Source organism: Nocardia macrotermitis (assembly GCF_009604405.1).
Classification (GTDB): Bacteria; Actinomycetota; Actinomycetes; order Mycobacteriales; family Mycobacteriaceae; genus Nocardia; species Nocardia macrotermitis.
The window spans coordinates 58,593-79,303 of record NZ_WEGK01000021.1; the positions used below are offsets into that span (position 1 = coordinate 58,593).

Consider the following 20,711-nt stretch of genomic DNA (forward strand, 5'->3'; position numbering starts at 1 on the left):
CAGATCAGCGGCAGACCGCCGAGTGGGAGTTTCCGCCGATCTGTGGAAGCAGGCCACCGGGCAGCAGAACTCCGTACAGGGAGATATCCAGACTGCACACGTACCCGTCGCCGTACGCACCCCTACCGGTGAAACGACCGACATCGGACATGATGTTCGGCAGATCGATTGCGGCACGGTCGAGTTCGGGCCCGGCACCCAGCAGCATGTTCAACGCGCTGGTCGTAGCATTCTGCGCCGCAACGAGTTTCGGTTGCGCACGAGCGAACATGTCGGTCAGCGAGGATGTCGCGGTCGCGATACCGGCGGTACTGACCGTCAACGCCTGCCCCTGCCGATACAACCCGCCGTCCAAGGCGCGGGTCTGCGCGATCAGAGTCTCGAACTCCCCTCCCCTGGCGGCCAAACTCTGCATCACCCCGGACAATTGGCCGATCACGTCCGCGAGAATCACATCGCGACGCTGCCAGTCCCCCGCCAACCCGGCCGCCTGCACGATGAAGGTGCTCAACGACGCCTCATCCCCTGCAACGCCTGGACCAACGTGTTGGACAGATCGTTGACCTGCGCGGCGTCCAGGGTCTGGAACAGCGGTCGAAAACCGTTGAGCAGACCGGAGATATCGAACGAGGGCTCGGTCTGTTCGATGGGCAGCGCACCACCGTCGGCGAGCGGTGCGGGGCTGCCCTTCGTCCCGGGCTGCAACGCGATATACCGCTGCCCGATCAAATTCTGGTACCGCACAAGGGCTTTCGTATCACCGAGGATCGTCTGCCCGCGCTGCACCACGAACCGCACCACCGCGTGCTGACGCGCGTCCAACCCGATCCCGGTGACCTTCCCGACCCGCACGCCCGCGATCCGGATATCGTCCCCGTCCCGCAGCCCCTGCACATCGGTGAAGGTCGCCGAATAGCTGTGCACACCGCCGGATACGCTGTGCGCCAGCGTATTCCACATCGTGACGGTCACCAGGGCCGCGACGATCGCGAAGACGCCGAATCCGATCAGCGGCTTCGCGATTCCCCCGTCACGGCCGCCCACTACGCCTTGATCCCGAACCGCGCGAACAACGCGGGCACCTTCGAGGCGGCCATCAGCGCGCGGAACTGCCAGCTGTCGTCACGCGGCAGCACACCGCCGCGCTGGGTCGCGTCCAGGAAGTCGTAGAGGGTCTCGCCCTCCTCCATCAGCCCGTCGGCATTGAAGTGATACCGATCCACCGCCGGGCACTGGATGAAACGCCCGTTGCCGTAGATCACCGGCGCGGACTCGTCGTACGGATACAACCGCAGCGGCCCCGTCCAGTGCCCACTACCGATGTAGCGAATCACGGTGCGCACCAACCCATCCGGCGTCACATCCAGATACACCTGACCGGGCAGCGGATCGTACCGCCAGTCCGGGATCGCGTCGAAGAACGCGAAGTTGTACTTCACGAACTCGTCGATCCCCACAATCGTGCGCCCGAAGGTCGTCACGTCCGTGTACTTCACATCCTGGGCGTACAACTCGTCGTTCAGGCTCATATCCCGAACCAGAAAGCTCCACCAGTACTTCTTGGCCCACTCCATCACCCAGCTCAGATCCACCCCGAGCTTGCCGTACAACTCCAGCTTCCGCTCGAACTCGTCGAACCACTGCAAGGTGGTCACCTGCAACTCCGCCTCGGGAATCGCCCGAATCGGCACCGCGCGATTGGAATTCAGGAACTCCGGCACCGGCTTGGACAACCGCGGCTGCCGCAACGCCTGCTGAAACTGTTCCTCATCGAACATGACGCACCCTCTCACCCGACGGCGCGACCACCACCAGGTGATGACCCCGCACACTTAAGATGAATCGTATGATTCATCTTGAATCGGGTGATGTCAATACGCGGACCATCACCTGCGCGGCGACGCGACACCCCTGGTCACCGCCGACCAGGGGCACTCGACCGTCCGGCAGCACACCCCGAATATCTCGTTCCGCGAAATCGCCGATGCCTGCGCCGCCGACGCCACCGCCCATGCCGCCACTCAGCACATTCGATCCGCTCGGGTCGGTCATGGACACCGCGGACCTCGCAACCGCCTTCACCTGAGATGGATCCCAAAGCTGGTGTACCACAAGCAATTCGACCCACACGCACGACATCGTCCCGCGAATCCCATTGATACTCGGTCGATTCCGTCGGTGACCGGCCGCACGCATCGGCCGGTCACCGACGACGGCTACGCGGTGCGCGCAGGCTGATTCACGTGCGGTGCATGCTGATCGGCCGCGGGGTGCGAGTTCGCGGGCGCGGTCGCGGGGGCGAGCGCGCCTTCGAGGGCACCGATTCCCGCACCGATCCCGGAACCGACCACGGCCGCGGGGACCGCGATCACCGCGGCGCCGATGACCGCGCCGACCACCGGCATGACCACCAGGCCCGCGGGCAGGAAGGGCACACCGGCGACCAGGCCGGCGACCGCGCCGACCACCGCGCTGGCGGAGGTCAGCGGGCTGGTGACGACTCCCGCGGTGACATTTCCGGCGAGCGAACCGACCATGGCGTCACCGGCCATCCGGTCCGAGCGGGCCGGATCGAATCCGACCGAGTCGAAACCCTGGGCCAGGGTCGCCTCCTGCTGGGCGAAGGAATCGTTGATCCCCTCGGCGAGTTTGGGGTCGACCCAGTCCGGGCGGCCGATCTGGGCGGAACCGATGCGGAGGGTGCCGTCCGGCGCCTGGATCGGCGCGACGGGCGGGGCGAGGGCCGTCGGCACGTGCAGTCGGGACGTGTCGACCGGGGGCAGCGCGCCGTCCGGAACCGCCCGCTTCCCGCTCATATCGTTACGGCTGGTCGCCGTCGGAGATTTACTCGCGGCCGCCGACGCGGTACCGGCCTGCGCCAACGCTCCCGACGTCAGAACCGCTGCCATGACCATGAGCGATCCGCCGCGCCCCGGCCGCTTGGTCGACCGTGCTCGATGCCGTGCTGCCATGAACGACCTCTCTTTCCACGCTCTCGATGAGTTCGGTGAGAAATGTGAACCGTCCTGCGCCACCCCACGCGGATTCGAGCCGGAACGATACGGCCGAACACGGTGGAGCAGATGGAGCCGATAGAGCTTCGTGAATCGTCCCCGCGCGTTACCGAGTGCGGTGCGGCGTCGGGCATTTCGGGCCTCGGGCGGTGACAACTCGACCGCGCGCGAAGGGCCTTCGAACAGACTTCTCCTCAGGCATTCCGAGACAGCATAGTCACAGCGAATCGATCCAGCCGCACGCCGCCCCCACCCTGCGGCGATGGTGGCCGGACGGCTTTTGCGGTCGTTTGCCGTCCGAACGAAAGCCCGGACCAGTAACCTCGCGAACGGTGCGACCCGATCGATCGGTCGCCGGACGGTGAGTTCAGGAGGTCATATGTACCCGGGTGCCCATGCCGCACAGTTTCCCGACAAACCCGCCGTCATCGTCGCGGGTGGTACCGATGTGGTGACCTACCGGGAGCTGGAGGAACGCTCCGCGCGGCTGGCGCGATACCTGCACGAGCGCGGGCTGCGGCGCGGCGATCATCTCGCCCTGCTCACCGACAACGACCCCACCACGTTCGAAGTCTATTGGGCCGCAATGCGATCCGGGTTGTACTTCACCGCGGTCAACAATCATCTGTCCCCGGCGGAGATCGCGTACATCGTGAACGACTGCGGCGCGAAGGCGCTCGTCGTCTCGGCGCGGCTGGCCGAGTCGGCCGCGAAGATCGTCGCCGACACCCCGGCGGTGCAGATCCGGCTGGCCTATCGCGGGCCGGTCGAGGGGTACGACTCGTACGAGGACGCGCTCGCCGCCGCCTCGCCCGAACCACTCGCCGAACAACCCGCGGGCATGGACATGCTCTACTCCTCGGGCACCACCGGCCGCCCCAAGGGCATCAAACCGCCGCTGCCCGATCACGGGGTCGACCAACCGACCACGATCACCCAGCTCTTCGCGCCGATGTACGGCTTCGACAGTGCGACCGTCTACCTGTCGCCCGCGCCCATCTATCACGCCGCACCGCTGCGATTCTGCGCCACCATCCAGGCGCTCGGCGGCACCGTGGTGATCATGGAGAAGTTCGACGCCGAGCAGGCCCTCGCCGCGATCGAACGGCACCGCGTGACGCACAGCCAGTGGGTGCCGACCATGTTCGTGCGCATGCTCAAACTCGACGACGCGATCCGCTCGAAGTACGACGTGTCCAGCCTGCAGGTCGCCATCCATGCCGCGGCCCCGTGCCCGGTCGAGGTGAAGCAGGCGATGATCGAGTGGTGGGGCCCGGTCCTGTACGAGTACTACGCGGCGACCGAGAGCATCGGCGTCACACTCATCGATAGCGAACAATGGCTGGAGCGGCCGGGTTCGGTCGGCAAATCGGCCCTGGGCATCGTCCACATCTGCGGCGAGGACGGCAACGATCTGGCCACCGGTGAGGTCGGCACCATCTACTTCGAACGCGACGAGATGCCGTTCGCCTATCACAACGATCCGGCCAAGACCACCGACGCGACGCACCCGCGACACCCGGCCTGGTCGACCACCGGCGATATCGGCTACCTCGACGACGAGGGTTTCCTGTTCCTCACCGACCGCAAGGCGTTCATGATCATCTCCGGCGGGGTGAACATCTACCCGCAGGAGATCGAGGACGCACTCGCGTTGCACCCCAAGGTATTCGACTCCGCGGTGATCGGAATCCCGGACGCCGAGATGGGTGAATCGGTGCGGGCCGTGGTGCAACCGGCTCCCGGCGTCACCGCCTCCCCCGAACTCGCCGAGGAGTTGCGCGGCTTCCTGCGCGAACGCATCGCGCACTACAAGGTGCCGCGCGGGGTGGACTTCGTGGACGAACTCCCCCGCACCCCCACCGGCAAACTGGTCAAGCGGAAGTTGCAGGACCGCTACCGGTAACCCGCGGCGCGTCGAGAGATCCGGACTCCGGGTCGAGCATCGCCGCCCGATGGAACCGATCGGCCCAATTCCGTAGCTGCGCAACGAGTTCCGGAGGCTGCACGATCCGGAACTCGGCCTCGACCACTCCCAGCGCCATGGTCGGCCAGTCCAGCGAATCGGCGGTCATCCACACCCGGCAGTGACCGGAATCGATCTCCTCGATCGTGCACCAGCGGCCGATCCGTTCGCGGACCGTCGCAGCGGGGGCGTCGACCAGCACCTCGACCCGATGCAATCCGGGCAGGTTGTCCATGCCGGAGCGGACGAATTCGGCGGCGTCGGCGGCGGGCAGTTCGCGGGGCAGGAACCGCGATCCGTCGGTGTGCGGATCGGTGAGCCGGTCCAGCCGGAAACTGCGCCAGTCGTGGCGGATCAGGTCGTAGGCCACCAGATACCAGCGTCGGCCCAGCGAAACCATCCGATGCGGTTCGACGTGCCGATCGGTGCGGCGGCCATCGGCGGCGGTGTAGCCGAAGCGGATCCGTTCGGTATCGCGGCAGGCCAGCGCGATCGTGGTGAGCACGCCGGTGTCGACGGCGGGACCGGGCTGGCCGCCCCAGCCGCCCGCGATCGTCATCGCCCGCACCGCCTCCACCCGGCGACGCAGCCGCGGCGGCAGCACCTGCACCAGTTTGGCCAGCGCGCGCACCGACGCCTCCGCCACACCGGGCGCGGTCGTGGCCGTGGCGGCCTGGAGGCCGACCACCAGGGCGACCGCCTCCTCGTCGTCGACCATCAGCGGTGGTAGCGCGGCACCGGCGGCGAGTTGATAACCGCCCTCGACGCCGCGACGCGCCTCCACCGGATATCCCAGCGCCCGCAACCGGTCGACGTCGCGGCGCAGCGTTCGCGCCGAAACGTCCAGTCGCTCGGCCAGTTCCATGCCGGGCCAGTACTTGTGCGTCTGCAACAGGGACAGCAGGCGGAGCGTCCGCGTGCTCGTATTCGCCATATTTCGATTATCGCTCGCATTGAGGTCAGAAACTGGCCGCTATGGGTCATAACGTAGTCCTCGAAGCAGCCCACACCGATCGAACGAAGGATGAGAAGATGACCGACACCGCCACCCACGCCGACGCGACCACCCTCACCGGCGAGCGCGCCGACCTGCTCGCCGAACTCGCGAAGGCCCGGCACTTCCTGCGCTTCACCGTGCGCGATCTGACCGACGAGCAGCTCGGGCTGCGGCCGACGCCCAGCGAGCTGTGCCTGGGCGGGCTGATCAAGCACGTCGCCTCGGCGGAGCGGAACTGGGCCAATTTCATCCTGGACGGCAAGTCCCGGATGAAGAACTTCGACGATATGACCGAGGAGGATTTCACCGTGCGCACCGACGAGTTCCGGATGCTGCCCGGCGACACCCTGGCCTCGATCCTGGCCGACTACGACGCGGTGTCCGCGCGCACCACCGAAATCCTCACCAGCACACCCGATCTCAATGCCACCATCGAGCTGCCCGACGCGCCGTGGTTCACCGATACGCACTGGTCGATCCGGCAGGTGCTGCTGCACATCATCGCCGAGACCGCCCAGCACTCCGGTCACGCCGACATCATTCGCGAGGCCATCGATGGCGCCAAGACCATGGGCTGACGTGCGGTAACCCAGGTCACAGAAATTGCACTTTCTGAAATTTTGCAGTTTGTGCTACTTTCTGGTCATGTCCCTGTTCGAACACGAGGCACCGGCCGCCGGGCTGCGGGAGCAGAAGAAACAGCAGACCCGGCTGGACCTGTGCCGGGCCGCGCGGCGGCTGGTGCTCGAGCGGGGATTCGACGCGACGACGGTCGAGGATGTCGCCAAGGCCGTCGGAGTGTCGCCGCGGACGTTCTTCAACTATTACGAAACCAAGTTGGATGCCGTGGTGGGCCCGGTCGGCGAGGTCGGAACACCCGACGCGCGAACGCGATTCGTCGCGGGCGGGCCGACCGGGGTGCTGATCGAGGATCTGGCCGAGCTGTACGCGGCCGGATTCGGCACCGACAGCGAAGTGCTGGAGGATATTTCGCAGATCAGCGAGATCGTCCGGTCCGAACCGCGGGTGCTCGCCAGATTCATGGCCTCGGGCGTCCAACACGAGAGCGCCGTCGCCGAACTGCTGTCCGCACGGACCGGGGACGATCTCGCACCCGAATTCGCCTCGCTCGCAGCGTCATTGATGTCGATGCTGTCCATGCGCGCGGCCATGGCCCTCGGCCGGGATCCGGACCGGTCACTGATCGCAGCCCTGCACGACAACTGCGCGATGGCCGCCCGGCTGTTCGCGCCCACCGCCGCGCCCACCGATGACAGGAGACGGGGATGACCACGACCGCCCAGCCGCCACCACCGATCGTCTTGACCCAGAAACGAATCTGGCTGATCTTCTCCGCGCTGATCGCGGGCATGTTCCTGGCCGGACTGGACCAGACGATCGTGGGCACGGCGATGCCCACGATCGTCGGGCATCTCGGCGGGGTCCAGTACATGGCCTGGACCGCGACGTCCTATCTGCTCGCCACCACCATCGTGATGCCGATCTACGGCAAGTTCGGCGACATGTTCGGGCGGCGGTGGCTGTTCCTGTTCGCGATCGCGGTGTTCACCGCGGCCTCGATCGGGGCGGCGATGTCCACGGGCTTCTGGGAATTCGTCGTATTCCGCGGGTTGCAGGGCGTGGGCGGCGGCGGTCTGATGATCCTGGCGCAGGCCATCATCGCCGATGTGGTGCCCGCGAAGGATCGCGGTAAGTACATGGCCCCGATGGGTGCGATCTTCGGCATCACCTCGGTGGCCGGACCGCTGCTGGGCGGTCTGTTCGCCGATCATCTGGGCTGGCAGTGGTGCTTCTGGCTGAACGTGCCGATCGGGTTGGCGGCGTTGGTGATCGCCGCGCGGTACCTGTCGATTCCGAGCCGTCGGCCCGAGACCCGGCCGGATTACCTCGGCGCGGTGCTGATGTCGTCCGCGACCGCGCTGCTGATCCTGATCACCGATTGGGGCGGCAAGCAGTACGCGTGGGGTTCGGCGACGATTCTGGCGATGATCGCGGCGCTGGTCGTCGTGGTCGGGGTGTTCGTGGTCGTGGAGTCACGGGCGCAGGAACCGATGTTGCCGCTGTGGCTGTTCCGGAACCGGACCTTCGTGCTGACCTCCGCGATCGGGCTGATCGTCGGTCTGACCATGTTCGCGGCGCTGGCGTTCATCCCGACGTACCTCCAGATGGCGACCGGTGTTTCGGCGTCGATCTCCGGGCTGCTGCTGATCCCGATGATGGTCGGCATGATGCTGACGCTGATCTCCTCGATGGGCGTGATCACCAAAACCGGTCGCTACCGGGTCTTTCCGCCGATCGGCGCGCTGCTGATGATCGCGGGCATGCTGTGGTTGACCCAGCTCACCGCACAGACCTCGATGTGGGTGGTCGGGGCGCAGCTGTTCGTCATCGGGGCCGGGCTCGGCCTGATCATGCAGATCATCGTGCTGGTGGTGCAGAATGCCGTGGAGCCCGGCCAGATCGGCACCGCGACCAGCGCCAACAACTACTTCCGGGAGATGGGCGGCGCGATCGGCGTGGCGATCTTCGGGTCGATCTTCACCACCCGGCTGACCTCCGGGCTGACCGAGGCGTTCACCTCCCACATGCAGGAGGTGGCCGGGTCGCATCTGAATCCGGGGAATCTGGTGCCCTCGGTGGTCAAGAATCTGCCCGCCGAGTTGCACGACGCGATCGTCGGAGCGTATGTGCACGCGCTGGTTCCGGGGTTCTGGTACATCATTCCCGGTGCGGTGCTGGCGTTCGTGCTGGCGTTGTTCATCCCGCACATGGAGTTGTCCGATGAGGCCGGGATGGTGGCGCGGGGTGAGGCGGTGCTGGAGGAGGATGCCGAGCCTCGGGAGGATCCGAAGCTCGTCACCGAGCACTGAGTGCAGCGGTAGTCGACACACAGCGCCGGTATCCGGGGTCATCCGGGTACCGGCGTTGTTGTTATCGGTCCAGGATTTGTTGCGGGACAGGTCTTCTCAGTACACAAAGCGGGGTGACACCATTTCAGTGGTGTCACCCCGTTTGCTCGTGATCATCCTCGCCGGTTGTCCGTTGCCTCTCGGTTCAGGGCCGGCAGATCACATGGTCAGAACTCCATGAGATCCGTTGCGAGACTGGTCAACTCGCTCTTGTACGTCGAGATGATCCCCGCCAACTGCTCGGACTGCGACTCCTGCGTCTTGATGATCGTCTCCAACACCATCACCTTGCGCTGCAACTTCGCGATCAACCGAGCCTGATCATCGATCTTCGCCGCCTGATCATGAATGATCACCGCCGCACCATCACCGGCGCCATTCCCCTCCGACAGCGGCTCGACCTCACCAACCGTCTCCCCCTCGAACACTTCCTCGTGCTCCACCAACGCAATAGCCGCCACAGGCTTGCCCTCGGCCGCGGTAACCTCCTCGGCCACAGGCACTTCCGCAGCCTCGGGCGCTCCGGCCACCTCCGAATCCTCACCCGCAGAAGCAGCCACCCCTCCGGCCACCGCAACCGCACCCACCGCTGCAACGGCACCAACCGCAGCAAGAGCCGTGCCCGCACCGGCCGTGCCGTCCCCGGAGTCCTTCGTGACTTCCACGTCCGACTCGGCTTCCACGTCCGACTCGGCTTCCACGTCCGACTCGGCTTCCACGTCCGACTCGGCTTCCACGTCCGACTCGGCATCGGCGGTTGCCTTCGCCTCGTCCTCGACCGCTGTATCCGGCTCTGCGGCTTCGTCTTCCGCTGCGATCTCTTCGCCGGTGACGGACACTGCCTCGGAACTGTCGTCGATGTCGGCAGCCGATTCCGTCTCCGAGACCTCGGAGTCCACGGCAACTTCGCCTGTGTCCTCCGCCTCGTCGTCGGCAGCAGCTACGGCCTCGGGGGCGACCGCTGCGACCAGCGCAACAGGTGAAACCTCTTCCGCTGCTACAGCTTCGGACACATCCTCATCCTCGTCACTACCAGCACCTTCCGCATCGGCCACCGCATCTTCATCGGCGATGGCTTCCACGTTCATCACCACCGACTCAGCGGCGACGTCCTCAGCCGATTCGCCTTCGGTCTCCGACCGATCCTCGCCGACCACCTCGGCAGCGACCGCCTCCACGTCACCAGTTGATGCGTCTTCCGACTCCGAACTTTCCTCCGCCGCAACGGTTTCAGCTACATCCGAATCGACCGATTCCGTCTGCTCCGCTTCGTCAGCCACACCCGCCTCGCGAACCTCGACCGCATCTCCGGCACTCTCATCAACCTCGGCAGCCGACTCTGCCTCGGACACAACGTCCTCGGCTTCGGTCACCGCGACGGCGGCCTCATCGTCAATCGCAGCTGCCGGCTCATCAACACTCTCGCCAACCGTCTCGGCATCTACCGAAACGTCATCACCTGCACCGTCGACCTCGGCGGCAGTCTCATCCTCAGTATCGTCGTCAGCGACCGATTCCGCCTCACCGTCAGCGACATCCGCTGTGTCAGAAGCAATCTCACCCTCGGAAACCGCAACTGCCGCTTCGTCAGTCGCGGCAGCCGACTCTGCCTCGGACACCTCATCCACCGCAGCGACATCCTCGGTACCAGAGACAACCTCGGCCCCGACAGCCACCAACGCCACAACCTCGACGCCCTCTTCAGTGTCTCCAGCCGACTCAACTGCGGAGTCGTCAGCAGACTCCGAAGCATCCTCGTTCTCGTCGGCGGTCTCAGCACCAGCGTCGACAGCGACATCCGCCGCTACGACCGCATCCTCACCCTCGGCAGCCGTCTCCGATACATCCTCCGCACCCGCTCCGACCTCGACAGCAGACTCTGCTTCCGAGGACTCGACAACGGAATCCGCTTCCACATCCTCAGCGCCCGAAGCAATCTCGCCTTCGGGAACCACTACCGCCACGTCCTCGACGCCTTCGTCAACCGCAACGACCGACTCGGCTTCCGACACCTCGTCCGCAGACTCAGCGTCCTCGGCAGCAACCGCGCCCTCGACATCCCCTTCGGACTCCACTTCGGAGACCTCGTCCGCGACCGCACTCTCCGAGCCGTCATCGGCAACGACATCCTCTGCCACAACCTCAGCACCCGAAGCGGTCTCGCCCTCGGCTACTATTGCCGCCGCAGCCTCAACCTCAACTGCCGACGCGGAATCCGCACCTTCGCCCTCGGCCGCCTCGGTCTCGATAACCTCAGCCGCCCCGGCAACGTCCTCGCTCTCAACAGTTACCGCTGCCTCGATCTCGACGCTATCCTCGGCGTCCTTTTCGGACCCCACTTCCGCGATCTCATCCGCAGCTACGGTCTCCGACCCGTCATCGGCGGCGACATCATCTGCCACAACCTCAGCACCCGAAGCGGTCTCGCCCTCGGCTACTACCACCGCCGCAGCCTCGGCCTCATCGTCTGACTCGACAGCTGCCGCGGATTCCGCACCTTCGTCCTCGGCGGCCTCGCTCTCAGTCTCGACAGCCTCACCCGCCTCGGCAACGTCCTCGCTCTCAGCAGTCACCACCGCCTCGATCTCGACGCCGTCCTCGGCCTCAAAGTCGGAAACCCCGGCTTCGGTGTCGACAGCGGATTCCTCAGTGCCGGTGGCAATCTCGCCATCAGCAGTTACTGCGGCAGTCTCGGCAACATCTTGATCATCGACCGCCAGCTCGGATTCATCCGCACTCGCGATGTCCTCGACGTCGGCAGTGTCCTCGGTCTCGACAACCGCCGCTGCCACATCCGCACCGGCGTCAACGACCGTTCCGGACTTCGAAGCATCCTCTGCTGCAACAGCTTCCGCTTCGTCATCGTCAGCTGCGACGACCTCAGTGCCCGCGGCGGTCTCGCCCTCGGCAACCGCCGCCGTATCGGCATCGGCATCGGCGACAGCTTCGGTCTCAGCGATGTCCTCACCCTCACCGCTCACCGCCGCCGCGATCTCTGCATCGGCCACCGACTCGGCTTCGGTCTCGCCAGCAGCCTCGGTCTCGGCGATGTCCTCACCGCTCACCGCCGCCGCAACCTCTGCATCAGCCACCGACTCGGCTTCGGTCGCGGCCGCAGCGCCTTCGGTCTCGACATCCGCCGCTACCGCGTCCTCGGTACCCTCTTCGGAATCGACGGCGGACTCTTCACCCTCGGCGTCGGCAGCCTCACCAGCATCCGAGACCTCTTCTGCCGCAGCCACTTCCGCTTGATCCTCGCCAATGACGTCCGCTACCGCAGTCTCAGCGTCAGAAGCATCCTCATCGGCAGCGGCCGCTGCAGTTTCGGTGTCTTCCCCGGTCTCGACGGCCGACTCCACCTCGTCCTCTACGGCAGCGTCTGCGCTCACGGCAGCATCTGCCGTTGCGACCTCGTCGGCCGACTCACCATCCGCATCAGTTTCTTGCGCGGCAACCTCGATGTCAGCAGCGGTCTCGACTTCGGCGTCGTCAGCGGTTGTCGCCGCGACATCCTCGGTGCCAGAAGCAATCTCACTCGCGGCAGCCGCTTCCGGCACATCCTCCGCACTCACTTCGGCCTCTGCTTCCGAGGGCTCCGCAACGGAATCCGCTTCCGCATCCTCAGCGACAATCTCAGTGTCAGAAGAGATCTCATCCTCCGCGATCACTGCGGTCCCATCTTCGACCTCAACGGTCGAGTCAGCTTCGGACACCTCGCCCGACGCCTCCGCATCATCCGACGCGTCCTCGGCACTCGCTACCGCAGCATCATCCGTATCGCATTCGGCGTCGAGTGCAACGGCCTCGACATCTGCGTCTTCACTCTCGAGACCCGCCGCCGACGCGTCTTCGACCTCGCCAGCTACTTCGGCCTCCGAGTCCCCGGCATCGGCAGCAGCATCCTCAGCGTCAGACTCAGCCTGACCCTCGGGAACCACAACCGCCGCGTCTTCGGCGCCCTCATCAGCGGACTCGGCTCCAGAGACCTCAGCGTCCGCCGCCGACGCGATGTCATCTCCGGCAGACTCGTCGCCCTCGATAGCCGATTCGGCTTCGGAGACCTCGTCGTCAGCCGCGCTGTCCGCTGCAACGTCGACGGCAGCTTCCTCAGTGTCCGAAACAGCCACGGCGTCGGCGCTCACTGCCGCCGAGTCCTCGACGCTTCCCTCCGCCTCGATGACCGCTTCACTCTCGGAAGCCTCGTCCTCGGCACCGGTCGCCGCTTCGGCATCGACAGCAACCTCTTCCGCGAGAACCTCAGTGTCCGAGGTGATCTCACCCTCGGCGGCAACTACCGCCAAGTCCTCCGCATCCTCTTCGACGTCACCGGCAGCCTCGGCTTCATCTTCGCCAGCGGCAGCGCCAGCCGCGCCCTCAGTGTCGCCGTCGACAACATTCGCCGCTTCGGCCTCGGCGCCATCGCTCTCGGCATCCGCCGCTACCTCAGCGTCATCGACATCCTGTTCCGCATCGACCGCCGACTCGACATCCGAGACCTCGCCGTCGTCCGCAGAGTCGGCGTCCGCCACGACACCGGCCTCACCCTCGGGGCTATCCTCTGCCTCGACAGAAGACTCCGCTTCCGAAACTTCTTCTGCCTCAGCTGTTTCCGCTTCACCACCAACAGTCGCGTCTTCGGCGACAACCTCAGCGGCGGAAGCAGTCTCACCCTCCCCTACCGCCGCCGCCTCAACGCCTCCACCGTTCTCAACCGGCTCCGTCTCCGATACTTCATCATCAACGGCGACATCCTCTACCTCAGCGACGGACTCGTCTGCGGCAATTGTCGCCACATCGTCGCCACTCTCGAGTTCGGCGACAGCTACCTCGCCGCTCTCTCCGGCCGCTACGTCGACAGCAACTTCCTCTGCGCCAGAAGCAATCTCATCCTCGGCACTTACTACCGCGCCCTCACTCTCGTCGTCGACCGTGGCCTCGCCTGCGTCCTCGACCGCGCCACTCTCGACCTCGGCAGCGACCTCATCCTCGGCTGCCACGGCCTCGCCGCTCTCTTCGGCCTCTCCGTCGACAGCAGCATCCGCAGCAACACCCTCTGCGCCGGAAGCGATCTCATCCTCGGTAACGACGGCTTCCGCGCCGTCAGCGCTCTGATCCGCCTCGAGTTCCGAAACCTCGTCGCCGCTCTCCGACTCGGCGTCATCCGCGACAGCGGCCTCGTCCTCGAAAACCGCTACCGCCGTCTCCTCGACAGCATCCACCGACTCACCTCCGGCCGCAACAACCTCGACGTCGGCAGCGGCATCCGCAGCAACATCTTCTGTGTCAGAGGCGATCTCGTCCTCGGTAACGACGGCTTCCGCATCGTCACCGCCGTGATCCGACTCGAGTTCCCGGGCCTCGTCGCCATTCTCCGGCTCCGCGTCATCCGCGACAGCGGCCTCGTCCTCGGAAACCGCTACCGCCGTCTCCTCGACACCTTCTTCGACGGCAACCGTCGACTCACCTCCGGCCGCAACAACCTCGACCTCAGCAGTGTCCTCACTTGCAGCAGCCTCCGGCGCGGAGAGCTCACCGTCCTCTTCAACGTCGGCAACAGCCGTGCCCTCGGTATCCCCGTCGGCCTCTACCACGTTCTCCGCTTCGACATCGGCAGCAACCTCGACACCGACGATGTCCTCACCGTCCGTCTCGGTGTCATCGGCACCCTCTTCCACATCAGCCACCGATTCAGGCTCCGAGACCTGTCCCTCGACAGCCTCTTCCGCCTCGACGGATGCCCCGACCTCCGACACCTCTTCCGCGTCAGTCGTTTCCACGTCACCATCGACAGTGGCATCTTCCGCGACGACCTCGACACGAGCGTCGGACTCGTCCTCGCCAGCGGCCGCCACGTCCGCAGCATCCCCGTCGCCCTCGACCACCGTCGCGCTTCCGGAGACCTCATCATCGGCCCCAGCGCTCGACTCGACAGCGACTTCTTCCGCCGCAACCTCGGCTTCGGGACCAGGCTCGCCGTCGGCCGCCGCGCCCTCAACACCCTCTTCGGCTGTAGCTTCCGATACTTCTTCTGCCACAACAGTTTCCGCTTCAACATCAGCAGCGGCGGCATCCTCGGCAACGGCTTCGGAGTCCGCAGCGGTTTCGCTGTCAGCTGCGGCTACCGCCGCGTCCTCGACGCTCTCTTCCGCATCAACGGCCGACTCGGCTTCCGACACCTCGTCATCCGCGACAGCCGCCTCACCCTCGGCGACTCCGTCCGCCTCGACAGCGGCCTCTGCTTCCGACACCTCTTCTGCCGCAGTCGTGTCCGCTTCAGTCTCGTCGGCCGCACTTGCCGACTCCACACCATCGGCTGCCGTCTCTGCCTCGGCGCTGACGTCTTCCGCGACGTCCTCGTCATCCGGAGCAGTCTCTCCCGCAGCAGGTGCTGCCGCGTCGGCGACAGCCTCTTCGACCTCAGCGTCATCGGCAACACTTACCGACTCCACACCGTCAGCTGCCGTCTCCGCCGCGACGTCCCCAGCATCAGTGGCAGTCTCACCCTCAGCAGACGCCACCGCATCCGCGACACCCTCCTCGGCCTCAGCAGTCGCAACCTCGTCATCGACCACCGCCGCTTCGTCGACGGCTACTTCTTCAGTGGCAACGGCAGTCTCGTCCGCATCGGCCACGGCTTCCGCATCCTCGGCAACCTCGTCAGCCCCGGCCACCGGCTCGGCGTCATCAACTGCGGTTTCTGCTTCCTCGACAGCAGCAGCAGACTCGTCCTCGGTAGCGACCGCTACCGCGTCGTCGGCAACCTCTTCGGCCTCGACAGCGGAATCCGTGTCGGCGACGCCGGCGTCATCTGCGACATCCTCAGCGTCCGAGGCGGTCTCGCTCTCGGCGGGCGCTGCCGCATCCGCAACGTCCTCCTCGACCTCAGCGGCCGGGGTTTCGTCGTCCGCCTCGGTGTCGGCGCTTACTTCCTCGACAACCTCGGTGTCAGCGACGGTCTCGTCATCGGCAGCCGGTGCGGCCTCAGTGGCCGAGTCCGCATCCACGGTCTCGGTATCGGGGGTTACGTCCGACTCGTCGGCGGTCTCCTCGGAGGTTGTCTCCGATTCCTCGGACGGGTCCGCGGCTTCGGTAGTCGGTTCGGCTGCGGGGTCCCCCGCATCTTCGACGGCCTCGGCGGCAGTCTCGTCGTCAGCCGAAGTCTCCTGTGTTACTTCACCTTCGGCGACCTCCGTGGCCACGTCGTCCGCCTCGGCCGACGGCTCGGGTTCGGCTGCCGTTTCCGTCCCGGCGGTAGTCTTCGTACTCTCCTCGGCGGCGGTCGCGTCGTCGGTGATCGTCGCCCGGTCGTCGGGGGTTGCCATATTCGCCTGACCTTTCGAAATGAATTGATCGCCGCCGGGGTCGCCGTCCCCGGAGGTATTCCGTGCCGCGTGCTCGACGTTGTCGTCGCCCGAATCTTGCTGTGCTGGAGTATTATTCAGCGTTGGATCGTGGGCACCGGCCGATGCCTCGACGTCCTGATCGCCGACCGCCGACTCCTGCGGATCGACCTCGTCCGGGCTTGGCGTGGCACCGAAACGCCGCCCCGCCCATCTCGTGAGACTCCCCAACCCGAACCGACTGCCGAACCCGCGCTTCTCCAACGAAACTTTCTCTGCCACACCACATCCCAGATAGCCAACCTGCCCCGAACGTATGCACTGTAACGGCAGCACCCGAACTCGGCGAGGCGAACCGCCAACCCTTCAGGCACCTGTGACCAGGTCGAGATCCAACCCGCCTCCCGACGCGACCGAGCGGGCCAGATTTCGCCGTAATCTGTTGCAGCCGTACCTATTTCGATACACGAAGACATTCACCGAATCGTGCTTTGAGAGCAACACCGCTGGTCGCAGCACATATTTCAACAGCCCACAGAACGCTGCGATCGAGCCCGCAGAACGCTACGATCGTCCAGAGCGCCGAACCCGAAACCTTGCTTCATTCCCCACCAGGATATCCGCCACACCCAATCCGTCCCATCTTCCGCGATCAGCCCTGCCGCGGATTCCCTTCCAGTACCGCAGATCCCACACCGGGATCACCGAGCACCGATTCGAACCACACGGCAGGACGACACCCGACACAGAGCCCCCTACTCACCCCAACCCGTCCGCAAAGAACCCCCCGAGCCGCTCGAACACCTCGCCCACATACTCCGGCCGGTCATACAGATCCACATGACTCGCCCCGTCAACCCACTGAAACTCCCTGGGCCCCACCGCCTTCTGAAACGCCTCCACACTCATCCAGGAAGTCACGGCCCGAGTCCCGGCAACCATCAGCAAAGGCCGCGCCCCGATCAACGGCACCGCCGCGAAGGCATCGAACATCGCCATCCGATCGATACTGGTCCAGTCGAAGAACCGCGCCGACCGCGGGTGCGACGCCCGATCGGTCCGGTAGTAGTCGAACCCCTCCGCACCGTGTTCACCACCGAGCGCCCGAGCCTGCTCGACGGTCTCCGGGAACAGCACCAACGGATCGGGCTTCTCACCAGCGGCCGCGGCAGTCCGCGCCCGCGCCGCCATCTCCAGCATCCCCTGGAACACAGCGGGATCCTGGGTCCCGTCGGCCCCCAACCGGAACTGCCGAGCGATATCCACCGCACTCACCGTCGCGACCGCCCGCACCCGAGGATCACTCGCGGTCGCGGTCAACGCATAACCACCCGAGGCGCAGATCCCGAGCACCCCGATCCGATCGGAATCCACCTCGACCCGCGTCGTCAGATACGACACCGCAGCCTTGATATCCTCGACCCGCTGCGCCGGATCCTCCAGCCCACGCGGCTCACCACCACTCTCCCCCTGGTACGCGGCATCGAAAGCGATTGCCACGAAACCCTTTTCAGCCAGTGCGGCCGCATACAACCCGGCCGTCTGTTCCTTCACGCCACCGCCCGGGTGACTCACCACGACCGCGGGCAACGGCCCCGCGGCAGCCCGATCGGGCACATACAGCTCACCGGCAAGCGGGATTCCGGCGCTGTCGAAGCTGACGCTGATCTTCGTCACTGTGACTCTCCGTCCTGATACTCGCCCCGGCGTCCGCCGAGGCACCACACCACAGTCGCGCTCCCGGAACCCACCCGAAAGAGCCAGGTTTTTGCCTGGCCAAGATCTTCGCCCTCCTACTCGCACCCACCCCCGGTCAGAATGGACCCATGCCCACCACCCCCGACTCCGGCAGACTCGGCGAGTTCCTCAAGGCCCGCCGCGCGCAACTCACGCCCCGCGACGTCGGGCTCCCCGAAACTCCCGGCCACCGGAAGGTCGCGGGCCTGCGCCGCACCGAGGTCGCGCAACTCGCCACCATCAGCGTCGAGTACTACACCCGACTCGAACAGGGCCGGGTGCAAGCCTCCGCCGCGGTGCTCGGCACCCTCGCCCACGCCTTGCGCCTGGACGAGGACCAGCAGAGCTACCTCTACGAGATCGCCGGCAAGTCCGACGCGAAACCCCGACGTCGCCGCGCACCCCAACGCCCCCGCCCCGCCATCCGGCGGCTGCTCGATCAACTCACCGACACCCCCGCCATCGCGCTGGGCAAACGCCTCGACATCCTCGACTGGAACGACGCCGCGGCCGCCCTCTACGGCAACTTCGCCGAAATGCCCGCGCCGCACCGCAATTACGTGCACCTGATGTTCACCGACCGGCATTTCCGCGACCTGCACGTGCACTGGGAACACGATGCGCGCGTGGCAGTCTCGGCGCTGCGGATGGAAGCGGCCCAGGACTCCGACGATCCGGAACTGGCCCGGCTGGTCGGCGAACTCTCCGTCCGCGACGAACATTTCCGCACCTGGTGGGCCGAACACACCGTGAACAGCACCGGTTTCGGCACCAAGAACTATCGGCATCCGCTGGTCGGCGAACTCACCCTGGATTGCGACACCTGGCTCAGCCCGGACGGATCGGGCCAGCGCCTGATGGTGCTCACCTGCGAACCCGGCACCCCGTCACATGACGCACTGCGCATTCTCCTGTCCTGGGGCCGGCAGCTCCCCGCCGACAACGAAATCGGAACCCACTGAGACTCGGCACCCGCTGAGATCACGATTCGGCGTGGAGCCCCGGTGACGGAAACCGTTCGTGCAGGATGAGGTCTGTTCCGATGCACGATCCCGGTCCGGACGAGCACCGCCCGGACCTTCGATTCATTCGAATGCCGAACGATGTCAAGCGGAGGTCGAGTACATGGATTCTGTGATCACACGCCGGGCCGCCCTCGCCGGACTCGGATTGCTGGCGGCAGCCGCGGCGGGCGCATGCGGCTCCGGCGGGAGCAATTCGAGTGGTACGACGACGTCGGCGGCGAAGGGCCTGGACTTCGACGCGTCGACGTTCACCGAGAAGACCACGACCATCACCACGGCCGGCGGCGCGTCCCGCAAGGTCGCCTATCGGTTCTACGGACCGATCACCTATGTCGCGAAATCGGTCGACGCGAAGTACCAGAGCCTCGTGATCAGCGTCCCGACCTCGATCGACGGCAAATCGGTCGACGCCAGGAACGCACCCATCGTCTTCGCGAACTCGGTCGGCGGATACATGCCCGCCTCGGTCGCCGATTCCACCGGAGTCGGCGAGAGCCAGATGACCGGCATGGGCGGCGGCACCTCCTCGACAGCGACGACCTCCACCTCGGCCGCCCCGTCCACCAGCGGCACCGAGGTGCAGTCCGGTGGCAATTCCATGCTCAACGGCATGGGCAAGATGGTCTCGATCCCACAACTCGCCCTCGCGGAAGGCTTCGTCGTCGTCGAACCAGGCGCGCGCGGCCGCAGCCTGACGAATTCCTCGGGCGACTACTACGGCACCGCACCCGCGGCGATCATCGACCTCAAGGCCGCCGTGCGCTACCTGCGACACAACAAGGACCGCATCCCGGGGAACACGGACCGCATCGTCTCGACCGGAACAAGTGCGGGCGGCGCGCTGTCCGCGCTGCTGGGCGCATCCGGCGACAGCGACCTGTACACCGCCGAGCTGACCGCGCTCGGAGCCGCCGACGCCTCGGACACGATCCACGCGGCCGGAGCATGGTGCCCGATCACCGATCTCGAACACGCCGATATGGCCTACGAGTTCTGCTGGGGCGCGAACCCGTACACCTCGACCATCGACGCGGCCGTCACCAAGGACCTCGCCGCCCAGTTCACCACCTACCAGAAGTCCCTGAATCTCCAGGGCCGCAACGGATTCGGTCCCCTCACCGCAGATACCTACCACAACTACCTGCTCGACCAGTACCTGAAACCGTCCGCCGAGAAATACCTGTCCGGACTCTCCGAGACGGACCGCACCACCTATCTGAAAGCCAACCCGTTCCTCAACTACACGGGCGGCAAGGCGACGTTCACCTGGGACGGCTTCGTCGACCACGTCGGCACCCGCAAGAAACCCGCCCCGGCGTTCGACGCGTTCGACCTGTCCCTGGACATCAACAATCTGTTCGGCGAGGGCACCCAGAAGGCCCGGCACATCACCCGGTACAGCCAGGACCACGACACCACCGGGCTCGAGGGCCGGCCCCTCGCCACCGACACCACCCGGCGGCTGAATCAGATGAACCCCATGCACCACATCGCCGAGAAGAATCCGCACCGCGCCCAGCACTGGTGGATCCGGTTGGGCACCAAGGATTCCGACACCTCACTGACCATCGCGACCAATCTGGCGGCCAGCCTGTCCGCCCTCGGCGACCAGGTGAACCACCTCATGTACTGGGATCAGGGACACGGCTCGAACGACGATCCCGCCGACTTCCTCACCTGGGTGCACGAACTCGCCTGAACC

General features: G+C 65.9%; 14 protein-coding genes. 6 read left to right on the forward strand and 8 right to left on the reverse strand.

Features of this window, described 5'->3' with window-relative positions:
* Nucleotides 1–4 precede the first annotated feature (4 nt).
* From NRB20_RS39430 to NRB20_RS33105, 5 genes are all read right to left on the reverse strand, one after another.
* Complete coding sequence (locus tag NRB20_RS39430) at nt 5–511, reverse strand: hypothetical protein (protein ID WP_319945711.1); 507 nt, start codon at nt 509–511, stop codon at nt 5–7.
* Nucleotides 508–1,044, reverse strand: a complete 537-nt coding sequence (locus tag NRB20_RS39435) for an MlaD family protein (protein ID WP_319945712.1) — start codon at nt 1,042–1,044, stop codon at nt 508–510. Before NRB20_RS39435 ends, NRB20_RS39430 begins: the two co-directional genes overlap by 4 nt.
* Nucleotides 1,044–1,778 carry a nuclear transport factor 2 family protein gene (locus NRB20_RS33095; RefSeq protein ID WP_153415356.1) on the reverse strand — a complete coding sequence of 245 codons (735 nt, stop codon included), beginning with the start codon at nt 1,776–1,778 and terminating at the stop codon, nt 1,044–1,046. Before NRB20_RS33095 ends, NRB20_RS39435 begins: the two co-directional genes overlap by 1 nt.
* A gap of 73 nt (nt 1,779–1,851) precedes the next feature.
* On the reverse strand, nt 1,852–2,052 hold the full coding sequence (locus tag NRB20_RS33100; protein WP_153415357.1) for a hypothetical protein: 201 nt from the start codon (nt 2,050–2,052) through the stop codon (nt 1,852–1,854).
* Nucleotides 2,053–2,216: 164 nt separating this feature from the next.
* Nucleotides 2,217–2,909, reverse strand: a complete 693-nt coding sequence (locus NRB20_RS33105) for a hypothetical protein (RefSeq protein WP_153415358.1) — start codon at nt 2,907–2,909, stop codon at nt 2,217–2,219.
* Between the two features lie 484 nt (nt 2,910–3,393).
* Between NRB20_RS33105 and NRB20_RS33110 the strand changes: the two genes are divergently transcribed.
* A complete protein-coding gene (locus NRB20_RS33110) occupies nt 3,394–4,920 on the forward strand; it encodes an acyl-CoA synthetase (RefSeq protein ID WP_153415359.1) in 1,527 nt (508 codons plus the stop codon).
* On the opposite strand, the gene NRB20_RS33115 is transcribed toward NRB20_RS33110, so the two are convergent.
* Nucleotides 4,889–5,914: a helix-turn-helix transcriptional regulator gene (locus tag NRB20_RS33115; protein WP_153415360.1), complete on the reverse strand. Its 1,026-nt coding sequence runs from the start codon at nt 5,912–5,914 to the stop codon at nt 4,889–4,891. The two genes, NRB20_RS33110 and NRB20_RS33115, sit on opposite strands and share 32 nt — an antisense overlap.
* Before the next feature lie 98 nt (nt 5,915–6,012).
* On the opposite strand from NRB20_RS33115, the gene NRB20_RS33120 reads away from it, so the two are divergent.
* The 3 genes from NRB20_RS33120 (at nt 6,013) to NRB20_RS33130 (ending at nt 8,868) form a co-directional block, all read left to right on the forward strand.
* On the forward strand, nt 6,013–6,555 hold the full coding sequence (locus NRB20_RS33120) for a DinB family protein (protein ID WP_153415361.1): 543 nt from the start codon (nt 6,013–6,015) through the stop codon (nt 6,553–6,555).
* 67 nt (nt 6,556–6,622) lie between these two features.
* Entirely contained in the window at nt 6,623–7,267 is a 645-nt protein-coding gene (locus NRB20_RS33125) for a TetR/AcrR family transcriptional regulator (protein WP_153415362.1), read from the forward strand.
* Entirely contained in the window at nt 7,264–8,868 is a 1,605-nt protein-coding gene (locus tag NRB20_RS33130) for an MDR family MFS transporter (protein WP_153415363.1), read from the forward strand. The genes NRB20_RS33125 and NRB20_RS33130 overlap by 4 nt, the downstream gene beginning before the upstream one ends.
* 206 nt (nt 8,869–9,074) lie before the next feature.
* Here NRB20_RS33130 and NRB20_RS33135 read toward each other — a convergent pair whose 3' ends face one another.
* Together NRB20_RS33135 and NRB20_RS33140 are read right to left on the reverse strand one after the other, a co-directional pair.
* The gene (locus tag NRB20_RS33135; protein WP_153415364.1) at nt 9,075–16,529 is read right to left on the reverse strand and encodes a hypothetical protein; all 7,455 of its coding nucleotides are present in this window, start codon (nt 16,527–16,529) and stop codon (nt 9,075–9,077) included.
* Nucleotides 16,530–17,006: 477 nt separating this feature from the next.
* A complete protein-coding gene (locus NRB20_RS33140; protein ID WP_319945713.1) occupies nt 17,007–17,924 on the reverse strand; it encodes an alpha/beta hydrolase in 918 nt (305 codons plus the stop codon).
* A 149-nt stretch (nt 17,925–18,073) separates the two neighbouring features.
* Between NRB20_RS33140 and NRB20_RS33145 the strand changes: the two genes are divergently transcribed.
* Nucleotides 18,074–18,946 carry a helix-turn-helix domain-containing protein gene (locus tag NRB20_RS33145; protein ID WP_153415365.1) on the forward strand — a complete coding sequence of 291 codons (873 nt, stop codon included), beginning with the start codon at nt 18,074–18,076 and terminating at the stop codon, nt 18,944–18,946.
* 163 nt (nt 18,947–19,109) lie between these two features.
* The gene (locus NRB20_RS33150) at nt 19,110–20,708 is read left to right on the forward strand and encodes a subtype B tannase (RefSeq protein WP_153415366.1); all 1,599 of its coding nucleotides are present in this window, start codon (nt 19,110–19,112) and stop codon (nt 20,706–20,708) included.
* Nucleotides 20,709–20,711 lie beyond the last annotated feature (3 nt).

What these genes read in the sequence shown, in the direction of transcription:
- NRB20_RS33095 (WP_153415356.1), bottom strand. Translation starts at nt 1,778, where the DNA reads ATGTTCGATGAGGAACAGTTTCAGCAGGCGTTGCGGCAGCCGCGGTTG.
- NRB20_RS33100 (WP_153415357.1), bottom strand. Translation starts at nt 2,052, where the DNA reads ATGACCGACCCGAGCGGATCGAATGTGCTGAGTGGCGGCATGGGCGGT.
- NRB20_RS33105 (WP_153415358.1), bottom strand. Translation starts at nt 2,909, where the DNA reads ATGGCAGCGGTTCTGACGTCGGGAGCGTTGGCGCAGGCCGGTACCGCG.
- NRB20_RS33110 (WP_153415359.1), top strand. Translation starts at nt 3,394, where the DNA reads ATGTACCCGGGTGCCCATGCCGCACAGTTTCCCGACAAACCCGCCGTC.
- NRB20_RS33115 (WP_153415360.1), bottom strand. Translation starts at nt 5,914, where the DNA reads ATGGCGAATACGAGCACGCGGACGCTCCGCCTGCTGTCCCTGTTGCAG.
- NRB20_RS33120 (WP_153415361.1), top strand. Translation starts at nt 6,013, where the DNA reads ATGACCGACACCGCCACCCACGCCGACGCGACCACCCTCACCGGCGAG.
- NRB20_RS33125 (WP_153415362.1), top strand. Translation starts at nt 6,623, where the DNA reads ATGTCCCTGTTCGAACACGAGGCACCGGCCGCCGGGCTGCGGGAGCAG.
- NRB20_RS33130 (WP_153415363.1), top strand. Translation starts at nt 7,264, where the DNA reads ATGACCACGACCGCCCAGCCGCCACCACCGATCGTCTTGACCCAGAAA.
- NRB20_RS33145 (WP_153415365.1), top strand. Translation starts at nt 18,074, where the DNA reads ATGCCCACCACCCCCGACTCCGGCAGACTCGGCGAGTTCCTCAAGGCC.
- NRB20_RS33150 (WP_153415366.1), top strand. Translation starts at nt 19,110, where the DNA reads ATGGATTCTGTGATCACACGCCGGGCCGCCCTCGCCGGACTCGGATTG.